At 38.9% G+C, this 17,315-nt stretch carries 17 protein-coding genes and 1 riboswitch; of the genes, 6 read left to right on the forward strand and 11 right to left on the reverse strand.

From position 1 onward, the window contains the following. Positions 1-8 precede the first annotated feature (8 nt). From oppB to moaA, 7 genes are all read right to left on the reverse strand, one after another. On the reverse strand, positions 9-929 hold the full coding sequence (gene oppB, locus Q0V26_RS13275; RefSeq protein ID WP_297482332.1) for an oligopeptide ABC transporter permease OppB: 921 nt from the start codon (positions 927-929) through the stop codon (positions 9-11). Between the two features lie 77 nt (positions 930-1,006). Continuing rightward, positions 1,007-2,638 (reverse strand): ABC transporter substrate-binding protein, encoded by a 1,632-nt coding sequence (locus tag Q0V26_RS13280; protein WP_297482335.1) that lies wholly within the window; start codon positions 2,636-2,638, stop codon positions 1,007-1,009. A gap of 468 nt (positions 2,639-3,106) precedes the next feature. Continuing rightward, positions 3,107-3,268, reverse strand: coding sequence for a hypothetical protein (locus Q0V26_RS13285; protein ID WP_162841603.1), 162 nt, complete (start codon positions 3,266-3,268; stop codon positions 3,107-3,109). A gap of 523 nt (positions 3,269-3,791) precedes the next feature. Then, a complete protein-coding gene (moaE, locus tag Q0V26_RS13290) occupies positions 3,792-4,238 on the reverse strand; it encodes a molybdopterin synthase catalytic subunit MoaE (RefSeq protein ID WP_297482373.1) in 447 nt (148 codons plus the stop codon). A 1-nt stretch (position 4,239) separates the two neighbouring features. Next, positions 4,240-4,485, reverse strand: coding sequence for a molybdopterin synthase sulfur carrier subunit (gene moaD / locus Q0V26_RS13295; RefSeq protein WP_080157914.1), 246 nt, complete (start codon positions 4,483-4,485; stop codon positions 4,240-4,242). Next, positions 4,482-4,961 carry a cyclic pyranopterin monophosphate synthase MoaC gene (moaC, locus tag Q0V26_RS13300; protein ID WP_080173502.1) on the reverse strand — a complete coding sequence of 160 codons (480 nt, stop codon included), beginning with the start codon at positions 4,959-4,961 and terminating at the stop codon, positions 4,482-4,484. Before moaC ends, moaD begins: the two co-directional genes overlap by 4 nt. An 84-nt stretch (positions 4,962-5,045) precedes the next feature. Next, the gene (gene moaA / locus Q0V26_RS13305) at positions 5,046-6,035 is read right to left on the reverse strand and encodes a GTP 3',8-cyclase MoaA (protein ID WP_297482338.1); all 990 of its coding nucleotides are present in this window, start codon (positions 6,033-6,035) and stop codon (positions 5,046-5,048) included. After that, positions 6,024-6,197: riboswitch (molybdenum cofactor riboswitch) on the reverse strand. It overlaps the preceding gene by 12 nt. A 184-nt stretch (positions 6,198-6,381) precedes the next feature. Here moaA and Q0V26_RS13310 point away from each other — a divergent pair. The 3 genes from Q0V26_RS13310 to yvcK all read left to right on the forward strand — a co-directional run bounded on the left by Q0V26_RS13310 (position 6,382) and on the right by yvcK (position 8,400). Further along, on the forward strand, positions 6,382-6,609 hold the full coding sequence (locus tag Q0V26_RS13310) for a hypothetical protein (RefSeq protein WP_297482341.1): 228 nt from the start codon (positions 6,382-6,384) through the stop codon (positions 6,607-6,609). Positions 6,610-6,800: 191 nt separating this feature from the next. Then, on the forward strand, positions 6,801-7,379 hold the full coding sequence (locus Q0V26_RS13315) for an LON peptidase substrate-binding domain-containing protein (RefSeq protein ID WP_297482344.1): 579 nt from the start codon (positions 6,801-6,803) through the stop codon (positions 7,377-7,379). A 124-nt stretch (positions 7,380-7,503) separates the two neighbouring features. Beyond that, on the forward strand, positions 7,504-8,400 hold the full coding sequence (yvcK, locus tag Q0V26_RS13320; protein ID WP_297482346.1) for a uridine diphosphate-N-acetylglucosamine-binding protein YvcK: 897 nt from the start codon (positions 7,504-7,506) through the stop codon (positions 8,398-8,400). Here the strand turns inward: yvcK and Q0V26_RS13325 are convergent. The 4 genes from Q0V26_RS13325 to pepE form a co-directional block, all read right to left on the reverse strand. Further along, positions 8,362-8,721, reverse strand: a complete 360-nt coding sequence (locus Q0V26_RS13325) for an Hpt domain-containing protein (protein WP_297482349.1) — start codon at positions 8,719-8,721, stop codon at positions 8,362-8,364. The two genes, yvcK and Q0V26_RS13325, sit on opposite strands and share 39 nt — an antisense overlap. Beyond that, entirely contained in the window at positions 8,721-10,169 is a 1,449-nt protein-coding gene (gene luxO, locus Q0V26_RS13330) for a quorum-sensing sigma-54 dependent transcriptional regulator LuxO (RefSeq protein WP_297482351.1), read from the reverse strand. The genes Q0V26_RS13325 and luxO overlap by 1 nt, the downstream gene beginning before the upstream one ends. A gap of 360 nt (positions 10,170-10,529) precedes the next feature. Further along, positions 10,530-12,557: an excinuclease ABC subunit UvrB gene (gene uvrB, locus Q0V26_RS13335; RefSeq protein WP_297482354.1), complete on the reverse strand. Its 2,028-nt coding sequence runs from the start codon at positions 12,555-12,557 to the stop codon at positions 10,530-10,532. A gap of 506 nt (positions 12,558-13,063) precedes the next feature. Further along, positions 13,064-13,801, reverse strand: a complete 738-nt coding sequence (gene pepE / locus Q0V26_RS13340; RefSeq protein ID WP_080157922.1) for a dipeptidase PepE — start codon at positions 13,799-13,801, stop codon at positions 13,064-13,066. Positions 13,802-14,207: 406 nt separating this feature from the next. Here pepE and rsxA point away from each other — a divergent pair, with 406 nt between their 5' ends. The 3 genes from rsxA to rsxC form a co-directional block, all read left to right on the forward strand. Further along, complete coding sequence (gene rsxA / locus Q0V26_RS13345) at positions 14,208-14,789, forward strand: electron transport complex subunit RsxA (protein WP_297482361.1); 582 nt, start codon at positions 14,208-14,210, stop codon at positions 14,787-14,789. Beyond that, complete coding sequence (rsxB, locus tag Q0V26_RS13350; RefSeq protein WP_297482364.1) at positions 14,789-15,373, forward strand: electron transport complex subunit RsxB; 585 nt, start codon at positions 14,789-14,791, stop codon at positions 15,371-15,373. Before rsxA ends, rsxB begins: the two co-directional genes overlap by 1 nt. 2 nt (positions 15,374-15,375) lie before the next feature. Next, positions 15,376-17,315, forward strand: a 1,940-nt coding sequence (rsxC, locus tag Q0V26_RS13355) for an electron transport complex subunit RsxC (protein WP_297482367.1), incomplete at its 3' end; no start/stop codon positions are given.

A 17,315-nucleotide genomic window follows, 5' to 3' on the forward strand; every position in this document is an offset into this window, starting at 1 on the left:
TCAGCCTCTTAATAACGAATTTTAGGATCGATTGTCGCTAACACAATATCGACAATAGCATTGAAGATAATCGTTAACGAACCAATTAAAATCGTAATACCAAGCACTAATGAATAATCACGATTAAAGGCTGCATTGACAAACAGTTTACCTATACCCGGTAAACCAAAAATCGTTTCAATCACCACCGAGCCAGTAATAATACCGACGAAAGCAGGTCCCATGTATGACACGACAGGTAATAATGCTGGACGTAATGCATGCTTTAAAATGATGTGGTGATAGCTCAATCCCTTCGCTCGTGCTGTACGAATAAAGTTACTGTTTAGCGTTTCAATCATGCTGCCACGCGTAATACGTGCGAATGTCGCCACATACAATAGTGCCATGCCTAACATTGGCAGAATAACAAACTTGAACGATCCATCCTGCCAACCACCAGCGGGTAACCACTGCAAATTAATAGCAAAGATATAAATCAATACTGGGGCGAGAATAAAGGAAGGCATCACCACCCCCGCCATCGCGGTCGACATAATGGTGTAATCGAGCCAGGTATTTTGTTTTAACGCTGCAAGAGTGCCAACGAATACCCCCATAACCAACGCAAAAATAAAAGCAAAAAAACCTATTTTTGCCGATACGGGTAACGCTTTAGACACTAATTCGTTAACTGTAAAATCTTTATATTTAAATGAAGGCCCTAAATCCCCCTGAACAATATTACCTAAGTAAGTGGTATATTGTTCAAATACAGGTTTATCTAGACCATATTTTGCTTCAATATTAGCGAGAACTTCCGGCGGTAAAGGACGATCTGAAGTAAAAGGGTTACCGGGAGCGAAGCGCATTAAAAAAAATGAAATAGTGATCAATACCAACAGTGTCGGTATCGCTTCAAAAATCCTTTTAGCAATGAATTTAATCATATAAAGCTACCGTATTAGTTATGCAAGCGAGGGCTGCCTTCATCATTAAAGGCAGCTAATTATTATGAATGACAAAATTATTTAGCGATGAAATACAGATCTTTAGAATAGATATTATCTTCTGCATTATTCATTGGATAACCGCCTAATTGTGGATTCACTAGACGAGCATTAACATAGTGATAAATAGGCATAATTGGCATATCTTGCGCTAAACTTGCTTCTGCACGTTTATAATCTACTGCACGCTCAGCTGCTGTTGGAGCAAGGATTGCATCATCAATCGCTTTGTCATAATCAACACTGGCATATTTAGGGTAGTTTTGTGAGTGACCAGTGCGCATAATTGCTAAGAAAGTAGAAGCTTCATTATAATCGCCACACCAACCAGCACGAGAAACATCGAAGTTACCTTGACGTTTACTGTCTAAATAACTTTTCCATTCTTGATTTTCAAGTTGTGCTTCAACACCCAGTCCTTTTTTCCACATTGATGCAATCGCAACTGCAATTTTTTTATGGTTCTCTGATGTGTTATATAACACTTTAAATTTCAGTGGGTTCTTCTGGTTATAACCGGCTGCAGCTAATAATGCTTTGGCTTTTTCTAAACGTTGCTTTTGGTTTAATTTAGCGTAATCCGGCATATCAACATCAAGGCCATTAGTCGCTAATGGGGTAAAGTTATACGCAGGCGTTTCGCCTTTACCAACGATAAATTTAGCCAATACATCACGGTCAATGGCGTACGATAAAGCTTTACGTACATCTCCATTATCAAATGGCTTACGTGCAGTATTAAATTCATAGTAGTAAGAACATAAGTAAGGCGTTACTTTTACATCTTGTGGGTGCTCTTTTGTAAGGCGTTTAAAATGCTCATTTGGCATTTCGTAAGTCATATCCACTTCACCCGCAAGGAAACGGTTCATTGCTGCAACTTGGTTTTCAATTGGTAAAAATGTAACTTGGTTAATAACCGTCTCTTTATTATTCCAATAATTATTATTACGGGTTAAGACAATACGCTCATTAACAACCCATTGATCCAATTGATAAGCACCATTTGAAACGTAGTTGCCCACTTTCGTCCATTGATCACCAAACTTTTCAACCACCTTTTTATTAATAGGCTTCATTGATGTGTGCACAAGCATTGATGCAAAATAAGATAATGGCTTGTCTAATGTTACTTTTAATGTGTGAGCATCAACAGCTTCAACACCTAATGTTGCAGGTGATTTTTTACCTGCAATAATATCAGAAGCATTAGCCATCGTAGTCATATCAAGGTATGACGCGTAAGGTGATGCGGTTTTAGGATCAGCAAGACGACGCCATGTATAAACAAAATCGTCAGCGGTTACGGGATCACCATTTGACCATTTAGCATCGTCGCGTAGATTGAAAATCCAGGTTTTGTTATCCGTTGTCTGCCATGATTTTGCGACGCCAGCAACCAGATTACCATCGGCATCTTGATTGATTAAGCCTTCAAGTAAATCGCGAATAACGTTAGATTCAGGCACGCCTGATACTTTTTGAGGATCAAGAGATTCAGGTTCAGTGCCATTTGCACGGACTAACTCTTGTGTGTCAGCTAATTTAACTTCAGCGGGAACTTGTGCTGCAAAGATTGAAAAAGAAGGAAGGGCAACAACGAGACCAGCGCCAAGTAACAAAGCTTGGGTAATTTTATTCTTATACATGTATTAACTCCAATACATCAATTTATAACGTCCATGACATTTTCAGTAGGCCATATTAATTAATGACAAAATAGTTATTCTCAATCCTAGAGAACAACTATCAAACCGAAGAATTGTCTAAAACATTAACAGGAGTTATATTAATTTGCCACAAACAGACAAATAAAACACATTTCATACTACACATTTGGTTAACAACCACCAACATTAACTAGATCAATCTCACATTTATAGTTTATTACACCTATAATCATTAAGGTTAAAGCTATTAATATTAGTAAAAATGGCTCATTTGGCCTTTTTTAAGGTTATAATTTGTACATCAATTCAGAATCAGAATAAAAAACCACTGAAACCCAGCATTACCGAGCATAAAACAAACACTAGCATTACAAACTAAAGACAAAAAGAAACATAAAAAAAGGCACTACCTAAGTAATGCCTTTCTATAATAATACCGCATAATATTTACTTATTTTGACTGTCTAGTTCAATCAGCTGCTTGTCTTGACTCACGGCTTGTTCTTTTTGTTCGAGTAATAACGGCTCTTCGTTATCGTGGTTATTATCATCCATGCCAATATCAGCCATCATCTGCTTGATTCTTTTACAAGGTATACGTTTATGCATTATTAACCTCTCCGCTGTTAAATGATGCTAGTAGACCGTTACTGCCTCTTCACTGCTTGGTCTTATACCAGCCAAAAACTCTTACGCTTAATCTTCACCTTTTAAATATGGCACATAAATAGCAACTTCACTGGCTAATTTACCTTATTGTTGCTTATTTATAACAAAAGGATCTTAAAAAGATAACAGATAGATTATTTTAGCAAACAACATCATAAGCTGGTAAGGATCCTATAATTTAGCCAATAAGCCCGCTACTATTTAGCCACTAAGAAAGATATCCTGTACCAACGTCAATTTCTTAGTAATACCTCTGTCATTTCATACGGTGAGAATAAGAGTAAAATCATGAGACCTACAGCCTGCATTTCACGACCAAGTCCATCCCGTTTTCGCACGAGTTACGTTCCAACTACCGCGGCAAATCGAGATAAGAATAAAAATAAAAAATAATCTTTTTCGTTAATATCTACCTATAAAAAAAGGAGCTAAAATTAGCTCCTTTTCTATATCAATCAAAATCTTATTCTGACCATCTATCAGCGGCAGAATTGTCAGTTTCTCGCGCATCTACCCACCTACTTTCCGATGGTGTTTGTTCTTTTTTCCAAAACGGCGCGCGGGTTTTCAAATAATCCATAATGAATTCACAGGCTTCAAATGCAGCACCACGGTGAGCACTTGTTACACCAACAAATACAATTTGATCACCTAACTCAAGATCACCAACACGATGGATCACTCGTGTTTGTAATAATGGCCACCGGCTACGTGCCTGAACAATAATTTCTTGCAAGGCTTTTTCTGTCATGCCTGGATAATGCTCTAACGACAAACCCGTTACTACATCACCTTGGTTAAAATCACGCACTTTACCAATAAATGTTACCACAGCGCCCGCTTCATTACCGTCAGCAAGCTTGGCATATTCATCTGCAACTGAAAAATCTTCATGTTGGACTAAAATCATCTCAACCCCCAGTAACGGGTGGAAAGAAAGCGACTTCATCACCATCTTTTATCGCAGTATCTAAGTGACAAATTGTTTGATTAACTGCAACCAATAATTTGCCTGATTCTAATGCTAACTGCCATTTGTCACCACGGCTTAACAAGGCTTGACGTAAATCATCTGCTGTTGCAAATTCTGCAGCAACTTCAATCTTATCAACACCCACTAACTCTTTAATTTGAGCGAAAAACAATACATTAATCATGCTTCTGCCTTAAAGTGACCAGATTTACCGCCCGTTTTTTCAAGTAACCGTACTTGACTAATAACCATGTCTTTTTGAACCGCTTTACACATATCATAAATGGTTAACGCAGCAACAGATGCTGCCGTTAATGCTTCCATTTCGACACCCGTTTTACCTGCAAGCTTACAGCAAGATTCAATGCGAACTTTATTTTCAGCCGGTATCGCTTGCAACTGGACTTCAACTTTCGTCAGTAATAACGGGTGACATAATGGAATTAAATCCCACGTTTTCTTTGCCGCTTGAATGCCTGCAATACGCGCTGTCGCAAACACATCACCTTTATGATGCTGACCTGAAACTATCAATGCTAAGGTTTCAGGTGCCATATGAACAAAAGCTTCTGCGCGCGCTTCTCGTACTGTTTCAGCTTTTGCCGAAACATCAACCATGTTAGCTTCGCCTGAAGCATTAATATGGGTAAACTGATTCATTCTATATTCCCAATAAAAGCAATAAGTTAAATTCAATCGAACATCTTATATCGATTGCTTATTTATTATCATTATTCGTACCATCTAGCCGCCAATTGATGCCAAGTTTGGCGTCATGCCTGTTTTCCCTTCATCAAGAAAGTGGCTTACCGCTTTTGTGTTTAAACTGGCTTGAATTCGCTTAATAAGTTGTGGTTGCTGGCTATCATCAGCCAACAAATCGCGTAATTCCACACCATCGTCACCAAAGAGACACAGGTGTAATTTACCTTTAGCTGAGATACGAAGACGATTACAGCTTTCACAAAAACTCTTTTCATACGGCATAATAAGTCCGATTTCACCAATATAATCAGGATGATAGAAAACTTGTGCTGGGCCATCATTATTGTCTTTTACTTTCAATAACCAACCATTAGCAATGAGATGGTTACGAATACTCACACCTGAAACATGATGTTTACTAAAAAGGCTGTCCATTTCACCGGTTTGCATTAACTCGATAAAACGTAATTGGATTGGGCGAATTTTGATCCATTCTAAAAACTTTGGTAACTCTTGAGAATTAAGATCTTTAAGTAAGACTGTATTAATCTTTACTTGTTCAAAACCAGCATCAAAAGCTGCATCAATACCATCCATTACCTGATGAAACATATTTTCACCGGTAATTTGGTAGAACATCTTAGGATCTAAGCTATCAACACTGACGTTGATATGGGTTAATCCCGCTTTGCGCCATTCATGAACATGCTTTGCCATACGATAGCCGTTAGTGGTGGTTGCCACCTTTGTAATACCGGGTTGTTTGGCAACAGTCCGAATAATATCGGTAAAATCACGGCGTAAACTTGGCTCACCACCTGTGATACGCACTTTAGTGGTACCACAATCAGCGAAAGCCGCCGTCACTCGCTGGATTTCATCCAATGCTAAAAAAGAAGGTTTCTTCTGATCCGTAGGCTGGTAGCCATCTGGCAAGCAATAGGTACATTTGAAGTTACATACATCTGTAACAGAGAGCCGTAAATAATAAAACTTACGATGAAAACTATCTTCTAATTGTTTAGCCACGGAACACCTTTCCAAATGCGGGAGGCCAGTTCATTTCTAAACCAACCCTGGTGACATTATGTCACTGGCGTTAATCACTTATTGACTATTGATTACTTCCAGATGGATTAATCAAACAGCACGTAGCAACTTAGTGAAAAAAGCTCGGAGTTATGGCAGTTGTGCACATCAGTCGTTGATTAACTATTAATGTCACACAACGGCATGTCTTATTTAAAAGTATCAGAGTTTTTCGAAAATTGACAAATAACTGAAAAAAACAGGCTGACATTCTACCTTTCGAGCAGAAACACGACAATACTAGTTAGGTATTTAACGATAAAATCATGTCAATAGTGGAGGATTTATGTTCAATATAATGGAATCAGCAACGCTGGATGATATTGCACTTTATCTGCAACGAGAAGAAAACCTTGATTCAGATTCTGCTCATGCAGCCGCTCAGCAAGTATTAGGTCATTTTATTGAAATGCGCAATAAAGGATTAATAAAAGGATGGTATTTTGATGAACTTGGCCATTTAGAGCTATTACCGACAGACAGTGTCCAATCGTGGATTGATCAAACAAAATAAACCACCGCAGGCACAATGGTTTTTATTTTGCTTATCAATAAAACCAAATTATAGTGAGCGGTATTTAAAAATAGTCACCAGAAAACCTTTACACAAAAAATCAATAACTTAGATAATTAGTAGTTGTTTTTACAACTTCGGCACCAGACTTGCTTGCCTACAAAAGAAGACATCTCATTAATGGTGTAATCATGGCAACGCTATATATACCGCTATTATTTCAAAAGCGTCACATCCTGCCGACAGGACGGATGCAGCTTTATTTATCGACAATTACCCATGCAACAATACTAAAGATTATCTTGTCATCAAAAACAGGCATCGGTATTTGTATGTTTAGTGATAAAAAATCACAACAACGCTTATGCCATATAGGTACACGAGTCATAGTTGAAGATTTTAACCACGAACCTAACAACCAACTGATTAAATTAAATATCTATGGCGAAGATCCGTTTAAAATCGCAAAAATAGAGCAAAGTGAAAGTGATATTATATGGGGAAACTGTCAGCAATTACCGCGCTGGCCCCAACGCGAACTCACGACTGAACAACAATTATTATCAACACGGTTACAGCTAGTGTTTAATAAACATCCTGATTTACATAAATTACATCATCAGCAAGAATTTCATAATCTAAGTTGGTTGTGTCAACGTTGGCTTGAAATCCTACCAGTACCGACACAAGAAAAACAGACCTTACTTAACCGTCCAGATTGTCTTTATGCTTGTGATTACCTCATGAGCATGATCCAAACCCACCATTAATCTTTAAATAACCGTTAATTTTCAAATAATATGATCCATCTCGACATCTACATTAACCAACAAATGCACTAACGCATATCCTTTGTTAAAATATACTTATAATATAATAATTAGAACGAACATTATGTCTACAAAGAGTACAGCAATAACACGTATTGTTGCCATTGGTGGTGGTCACGGTCTTGGTCGTGTCTTATCATCATTATCTGATTATGGCTCACAAGTCACAGGCATCGTCACTACGACAGATAACGGGGGCTCTACTGGTCGTATTCGTGCCTGCCAAGGTGGTATAGCATGGGGAGATATGCGTAATTGTATCAATCAATTAATTACCGAGCCGTCTATTGGTTCGATGATCTTTGAATACCGATTCCGTGGAAATGGTGAACTTAATGGACATAATTTGGGTAACTTGATGCTAACTGCATTAGATAATCTTTGCATTCGCCCTCTTGATGCAATCAATTTAATTCGCGATATGCTTCACGTTAAGCCCTTCATCATTCCAATGTCGGAACACCCTTCTGATTTAGCCGCCATCACTTATGACGGTCAAATTATCAATGGGGAAACCAGTGTTGATGAATTAGCTGAAATTCCCAAACGTCTTTATTTAGAACCAGCCGTACCAGCAACCAAAGAAGCCGTTAATGCCATTATAGAAGCAGATATTATTCTATTAGGGCCTGGCAGCTTTTTAACCAGCATAATGCCTGTATTGCTACTACGTGATATCGAGCAAGCTCTGAAAGTCAGCACGGCTAAAATTGCTTTTATTACTAATATAGATAAAGAAAAAGGCCCCGCTGGAGAGATGAGCCTTAAAACGATGCTACATTGGTGTGAACGCGCGATGGCGGGAAGAAAGATTGACACAATCATTACTGATGTTCATCAACCACTACTCGACCCTAAATATCAACAGATAGTGCTAGATTTAGCATCGAATAATCATGAATGGCGTCATGATCGTAATAAATTAAAGCGTGCGATTGATAGACTCATCACTTCCCGCTAATTGTTTATATTCAATCGCCATCCCTTCGACCATTTGCCTAAATTGTGGTAAATGGTCAATCATCCAATCATCTTGGCCTTGCCTGACTCGATATTCACATTCCTGTGCCATTAATGCCAGATCATCTGCACCAAAACTTGCTGCACTGCTTTTTATTGCATGACTAATATCACCAATTTGATTTATTGATGGTTGGCTTGAGAGTTTTTGACAATATTGCTCAAGCTCATTACTAAATACATTTAGCAAGATAACTACTGTGTCTGCACCAACTTCATCAGCCAGCTTTTTTAATGTTTCTAAATTTATATTAATTGCCATTAATCAATCTCCCGACTACTCACAGTCTCTTGCCAAGTTTGTAATTTACGATAAATTGTTGATGGGCTCACTTCTAATAATCCAGCAGCACGAGGGATATTTCCGTCACAAGCATCAATCGCCCATTGAATAGCACGTTTTTCTACTATCCATAGCGGTTCAATCTTATCTTTTTGTATTTCATTAACAAATGATGTATTCACTGCTGATGTTAATGTATTTAATTGTGGATAAATTGTCATAGGAGAAGCAATTTCCGCACCAAAAATAGCATTTATAGGTGGGGGAACCATTTCTTTTGTTACTTCTTCCGCGGTATTTAGTACAACAATATTACGAATAATATTTTGTAACTCACGGACGTTACCGGGCCAAGAATAAGATTCAAATAACTGCAACACCTCTTTAGAAAAGCGGCTAAAGTTTTTACCTTCTTCTAATGACATTAATCCCAATAATGCGTGAGCAATTTCAATAACATCATCACCACGATCTCGTAATGGTGGTAAGGTGATCGGAATCACATGGAGTCGATAATAAAGGTCTTCTCGAAAACGGCCTTCTTGTACTTCTTGCCAAGGATTTCTATTGGTCGCGCACACAAAACGAACATCAACATGGCATGTTTTAGATGACCCAACTTTTTGATAAGTACCTGTTTGGATAAAACGCAATAATTTACTTTGTAAATCCAAATCCATCTCACAAAGCTCATCTAACATTAAGGTGCCATTATGTGCTATCTCAACAGCCCCTTGACGTTCAGTTGATGCCCCCGTAAAGGCTCCTTTTACATGACCAAATAATTCGCTTTCAATCAGTTCTTTAGGAATTGCAGCACAGTTTAAAGCAATAAACGGTTTATCATGACGTGGGCTTGCTGCATGGATAGCTTCAGCACAGACTTCTTTACCCGTTCCACTTTCACCGGTTATAAATACGGTTGCTTTACTTGATGCCGCAGATTCAATAACGCGATAAACAGCTTGCATAGGTAAGCTGTTACCAATGAAGCCTTGATATTGTGCACCATCAGATTGTTTTGAAGGGCTATCAGACGATGACTTGGTATTACCTTTAAATATATTATTTACGGTTATTCGTAACCGATCGGCTTCACAAGGCTTAATTAAAAAATCTTGAGCGCCTTGTCGAATCGCATCGACCGCAATATCAATTGATCCATGTGCAGTCATTATAACGACGGGAATACTACCATGGTCTTGTCGAACTAATTGTAAGATTTCCATCCCCGTCATATCAGGTAAACGAAGATCTAATAAAATTAAATCTGGAATAGTTTCTTTAATAAAATGCAGTGCTTCTTTACCCGTGCCCACAATACTTACATTGAGTCCGAGAGGATTTAAGTAAGATTTATATAAGGCAGCCACTGACGCTGTATCTTCAACCATTAATACTTGGCGTTGTCGTGTAATGCTTTCCATTGCTCCTCCAAAAACGAACTCCTTAATCTAATTGTAATCAATACAATAGAAAGTGGGCTCCTAATTTACTTTTTTTATATTATGCCAGATTGAATTGCATAATGATTCGCATTTTGCGAAAAGCATTCTTTTTATGCGTGATAAAAAGGATACTTGGCGAAGATAAACGGACAAAAAAAGCCTATATCTCATATAAAAAAGTTGGCATGGAGTATGCAGATATAACCGTGACTCTTATCTTAGGGGTCAACCTAGCCAACTGACGTTGTTTGTGAATTTTTTCACTTAACAATGAAGCCAACCGAACCTTTTTCTCGGCTGGCTTTTTTTTTACCTGTATATTCTAGTAAATATGATTAATTAACTATTAGCAATAAATTGCTGTCGTAATTGATGAATTTTATCCCGTGTTTCTGCAGCTTGTTCAAACTCTAAGTTTTGTGCAAAGTCATACATTTGCTTTTCTAAGCGCTGAATTTCAAGTTCTAATTGCTGCGGAGTTAATACTGAATAAGTTCCTTTTGATTCTGCTACTTTATGTAACTCAGCGGCTTTATTTCGAGATTTAGCCCGCCCACTCGACGCACCAAGCTCTAATAAATCACCAATTTTCTTATTCAGTTTTTGAGGGACAATATTATGTTCAAGGTTATGTATAATCTGTTTTTCTCGGCGGCGCTGGGTTTCATTAATCGCCCGCTCCATAGAGCCCGTAATACGATCACCATATAAAATCGCCTTACCTTCAATATTACGCGCTGCGCGTCCCATAGTTTGAATTAAGGATCGTTCTGAACGTAAAAATCCCTCTTTATCCGCATCCAAAATAGCCACGAGTGATACTTCTGGAATATCAAGACCTTCTCGAAGTAAGTTAATCCCAACTAACACATCAAATTTACCTAACCGCAAGTCACGAATAATTTCAACCCGTTCAACCGTATCGATATCAGAGTGAAGATAACGTACTTTGACACCATGTTCGGTTAGATATTCAGTAAGATCTTCTGACATTCGCTTAGTTAACGTCGTCACTAACACTCGCTCTTGTTTAGCGGATCTTATGTGAATCTCAGAAAGTAAATCATCAACTTGTGTTGCTACAGGCCTAACTTCTATTTCAGGATCAAGTAAACCTGTCGGGCGCACAACTTGCTCAGCAATATCACCACCTGACTTTTCAATCTCATAATTACCTGGAGTTGCAGAAACATAAATAGTCTGTGGAGCTAAAGACTCAAATTCCTCAAACTTCATTGGGCGGTTATCTAATGCTGATGGTAATCGAAATCCATATTCCACTAGATTTTCTTTACGAGAGCGATCACCGCGAAACATGGCACCGATTTGAGAAACGGTCACATGAGATTCATCAATAATTAATAAACCGTCGGCAGGAAGATAATCAAATAATGTTGGTGGCGGCTCACCCTCTGCACGACCACTGAGGTAGCGTGAATAGTTTTCGATACCAGAACAAAAGCCGAGCTCGTTCATCATTTCGATATCAAATTGCGTTCGCTGCGAAATACGCTGTTCTTCAACCAATTTATTATTATCTAACAATTGTTGCTTACGCTGGGTTAGCTCCAGTTTAATCCCTTCGATGGCTTCAAGAATTTTCTCTCTTGGTGTCACGTAGTGTGTTTTGGGATAAATTGTCGTGCGGGCTAAATTGCGTTGGATAATGGCGCCAGTTAGGGGATCAAATGATGAAATAACTTCAACTTCATCATCAAATAATTCTAATCTAATCGCTTCTTTTTCTGATTCAGCAGGGAAAATATCAATCACTTCCCCTCGAACTCGAAACGTACCTCGCTCAAAGACAGCATCATTACGTTTATATTGCAGTTCAGCTAAGCGACGAAGAATGTCACGTTGATTGAGTACATCACCACGACGTACATGTAACATCATTTTTAAATAAGATTCAGGATCACCCAAACCATAGATAGCCGACACTGACGCAATAATAATAACGTCACGTCGTTCCATTAATGCTTTAGTTGCTGACAATCGCATTTGTTCAATATGGGCGTTAACGGAAGCGTCTTTTTCAATAAATGTATCCGTGGTAGGTACATAAGCTTCAGGCTGGTAATAATCGTAATAAGAAACAAAATATTCTACGGCATTATCAGGAAAGAAATCTCTCATCTCACCATAGAGCTGGGCTGCTAAGGTTTTATTAGGAGCCATAATAAGCGTGGGACGATTAGCTTGCGCAATCACATTGGCAATCGTAAAGGTTTTACCCGAGCCTGTAACCCCAAGTAGCGTTTGCTGTGCAAGACCAGAATCAAGCCCATCCATCAATTGTGCAATGGCCGTGGGTTGATCACCAGCTGGCGAATAATCAGATACAAGACTAAACAGCTTACTCATTACATCTACCCATAATAACAATACTAAGTATCATTGTGAGCACCTACTCAATAATGTCAATACTGGTTTGGTTAAGTTTAAAATTGTAGTGATAACAGGAAAATAATAAAAACAGATAGTTATGCATATAGACACTTTTGAATTAAGTATGTAAAGATGGATAACCAATTAAATGTTATCCACAGATTTTCCAAGCATTCTTACCTTTAATATCAGGCATATTGTTTTTATATTTCTTCATTATTTATAACACTTTTATATTTGCTTCTTTCTCGTTATTCTTTATGGTCATTGTTGTTAATTAATTCCCTTATTACATTTCTTATCAACATCAATCGAAATACCCCGCTAACATCAACTTAGTTATCCACAGAAATTGTGGACAACCACTAAAAAGCCAAGTGATTAGGCATTTCTTAAAAATCAAGTGTTTTTTTATAGGGAATAAAAAAGCTAACCTCATGGTTAGCTTCTTCGTTGATGTCTTTACACTCAGCGCCATAACGTTAGTAATTAAGATCCATCAAAAACTGTACATCATCACCTGGTTGATAATAAACAGGCTCATTACCATAGCTAAAGAATTTTAGCGGCTTACCGTTAGCTGCATGATAACTAATCTTATTATCTGTAACCGCCAACCATGTTCCTTCAGGAATACCAATAACAGGCTCATGCTTATTAATCTCAAGGAACTCTTGAATTCGCTCATCACGCGTCTCACCCATATGGCCTTCAACAGAGGCTTCTAAGTAATGCGGATTAATTTGGAAAGGCACGAAATTTAATGAAGATAGAATGGCACCTGTTACGATAGGCATATCGTTAGTGGTACGAATAGTTGGACAACCGATGTTAGTCCCCGCACTCCAACCAATATAAGCCGTCCCTTTTTTTAATACTGCTTTACGAATTGGGCCAACTAAACCTAAATCATGTAACGTTTTATTGAGTACCCAAGTATTACCACCGCTGACAATAATACCGTCAGCTTGTTCGATGGCCGTAACGGGATCTTCAGCACGGTGTAAACCCGTAGCAACACAATCTAAACCCAACTTATCAAATGTTGCTTGAACTAATGCCACACGATCATCATGACTTGAACGAATAACAGCGTATGGGATCACGACAAAATGCTTCGCTCCAGTACGCTTTACTTGCTCAACAATTGCATCAGCAGCAAATTCCATTACATGCGTGTTACCAGCAATTTTACCATTACTGAGTAATAAAATATCCATTGTTCCATCCTATCGCTTATATTTATTCGTCATACGTGTAATCACGAACATTATTTATATTAAACTCAGTTATATCAAACGCAGAATTATCTAATTTTACAACCGCCACAATCACAATTTACGAAAACACTCAAAAAAACAGCTGTTTTTTCATAATGATTAGCAATACCTTTACGTTTAAAAAACATAACAAACACAATTAAAAACCCAAAACAATGTATTTAATTAACAACACATAATGGGCTATTAGCCTAAAAGAAGAAATTTATTGCACTAAAAACTTATATTTCAAGCAACTACTCAAATTTAAGACGATTAATAGATAAAACCCTACCCTTGAGGAGTTGTTATAGCGCTCACAAAATCAGATAATGTTGGGATCTATTGCAATGATAATGAACTCGGTATGACTGAATACCTTTTACTCCTCATCGGAACAGTGTTGGTTAACAACTTTGTTCTCGTTAAATTCTTAGGCTTATGTCCTTTTATGGGTGTATCTAAGAAACTAGAAACTGCTATCGGTATGGGCTTAGCGACAACATTTGTGCTAACGCTTGCCTCTGTGTGTGCGTATCTTGTTGAAACCTATATCTTGGAGCCATTAGGTATCCAATATTTACGTACGCTTAGCTTCATACTCGTGATTGCCGTTGTGGTGCAATTTACCGAAATGGTCGTGCATAAAACTAGTCCAACCCTTTACCGTTTATTAGGTATTTTTCTACCACTCATCACAACCAACTGTGCGGTATTAGGTGTCGCTTTACTCAATACCAATGAGCACCATAACTTCATTCAATCTGTTATTTATGGATTTGGTGCGGCAGTGGGTTTCTCATTGGTATTAGTATTGTTCGCTTCTATGCGTGAACGTATTGCAGCGGCAGATGTGCCAGGGCCATTTAAAGGCGCTTCGATTGCAATGATCACCGCAGGCCTTATGTCTCTTGCCTTTATGGGCTTTACTGGATTGGTGAAATTGTAATGAGCGGGATCTTAATTGCTGCCATTGTACTCGCTGTTTTAGCTGCAATATTTGGCATTGTTTTAGGCTTTGCTTCAGTGCGTTTTAAAGTTGAGGCAGATCCTATTGTAGAACAAATTGATGCTATTTTACCGCAAACACAATGTGGTCAATGTGGCTTCCCCGGTTGTCGTCCCTATGCTGAAGCGATAGCAAACGGCGAAATCATTAACAAATGCCCACCCGGTGGTCAAGCTACCATTGAAAAACTTGCCGATCTAATGGGTGTCGAAGTGCCTCAGGCTTCGAATGAAGTGACTAATAATATTAAAAAAGTCGCTTTTATTCATGAGGATATGTGTATTGGTTGTACTAAATGTATTCAAGCATGCCCTGTAGACGCCATTGTTGGTGGCACTAAATCAATGCACACCGTAATAAAAGACGAATGTACAGGCTGTGATCTTTGTGTTTCTCCTTGCCCTACAGATTGTATTGAAATGATCCCAGTTAAAGAAACCCCCGATAACTGGAAATGGCAACTCAACCAAATACCGGTTGTTAATATTGCTGCGACAGCGAATGCAGAAAAGGTTAAGCCATAGTCATGCTATCGATTATTGAACAAATTAAACAAGGTAAATTGTGGGATTTCCATGGTGGTATTCACCCTGCGGAAAATAAAGCATTATCAAATACACAGCCAATTAAAGCTGCGGGCATTCCTAACGAATTAGTATTGCCACTAAAACAACACATTGGTTCTCGCGGTGATATTATCGTCAATATTGGCGATCACGTTCTCAAAGGCCAACCACTCACGCAAGGTGATATTGCGATGTGTGTGCCTATTCATGCCCCAAGCTCTGGCACTATCACGGCGATTGAGCAACGAACAACCGCCCATCCTTCTGGCTTAACCGATTTATGTATCGTAATTGCAACCGATAACCAAGATACTTGGTGTCATGCAACGCAATATCCAGATTATCAAGATCGCGATCCAGCAGAACTGATTGAAGCTATTCGCCTTGCGGGTATTGCCGGTTTAGGCGGTGCTGGTTTTCCAACTGCACGTAAACTGCAAGGTGGTTTAGGTAACGTTGATATTCTTATTATTAACGCCGCTGAATGTGAACCTTATATCACCGCCGATGATCGACTCATGCAAGACTATGCAGATGAAGTCATCGAAGGTGTACGTATTTTACGCCATATTATTGCACCAAAATTAACCTTAATTGGTATCGAAGACAACAAACCTGAAGCAATCAAAGCATTAGAAGCCTGTGTTAGTGAAGACGATAATATTATTATTCGCGTTATTCCAACCAAATACCCTTCAGGCAGCTCTAAACAACTGGTTAAGCTATTAACAGGTCGAGAAGTACCGAGCCAAGCACGCTCAACCTCAATCAGGGTTATTATGCAGAACATCGGTACTGCTTTTGCGATTAAGCGCGCTATCGTTAATGGTGAGCCTTTAATTGAGCGCGTGGTCACGTTAACAGGTGAAGCCTTTAAGCAACGTGGAAATGTATTTGCATTACTAGGGACGCCTATTGCTTATTTGCTTGAAAAATTTGGTTATCAAGCCGATAAAAAATACCCTCGCGTCATTATTGGTGGCTCATTAATGGGCTTTACATTGCCACATGCCAATGTACCGATTACCAAAATTACTAACTGTATCTTAACGCCTAAACGTAAAGAATTACCGCTGCATACTTACGAAATGGCCTGTATTCGTTGCTCTGCTTGTGCTGATGTTTGCCCATCGTCATTATTACCACAACAGTTACAATGGTATGCAAAAGACAAAAACTACGACAAATGTGAAGAATATAATTTAAGCGACTGTATTGAATGCGGTGCTTGTGCTTATGTTTGTCCAAGTGAAATTCCATTGGTACAGTATTATCGCCAAGCCAAAGCTGAAATTTGGGAACGCCAACAAGATGAAATGAGTGCCGAACGTGCACGTCAACGTTTTGAAGCCAAACAGCAACGCATGGAACGCGATAAAGCTGAACGTGAAAACCGCTTTGCTAAAGCAGCAACGGATCGTCGTCAAAATATGGCAGCATCTGGTGGCGATGATGCTGTTGCAGCAGCTATTGCGCGAGTGAAAGCGAAACAAGCAGCTGCAGCAACAGAAACAACAGCACCAGCCATAAAACCTGCAGTTGCTGCCGCTATTGCTAAAGCAAAAGCCAGACAAGCCGCTTCAGTATCAGAAGCGAATGCTGAGCCTGATAACAGTGAAATGGCAGCCTTACGTAAGCAGCGTAAACTTCAAGCTCGCGAGCAAAAAGCAGCCAAACATGCTGAATTAATGCAACAACAGCAAGCCGAATCAGATCAATCACCAACACAAAATACAGATAAGAAAGATGCAGTTGCTGCCGCTGTTGCGCGAGCAAAAGCCCGTAAAGCGGCGCAACAAGCACCTGTTAACGACGTAACAACAGACACGGCGCCTGTTGCCGAAACAAACACTGACGTTGCAGTCGATCCTAAAAAAGCGGCAGTTGCTGCTGCCGTTGC

Origin of the sequence: uncultured Photobacterium sp. (assembly GCF_947039875.1) — a bacterium.
Classification (GTDB): Bacteria; Pseudomonadota; Gammaproteobacteria; order Enterobacterales; family Vibrionaceae; genus Photobacterium.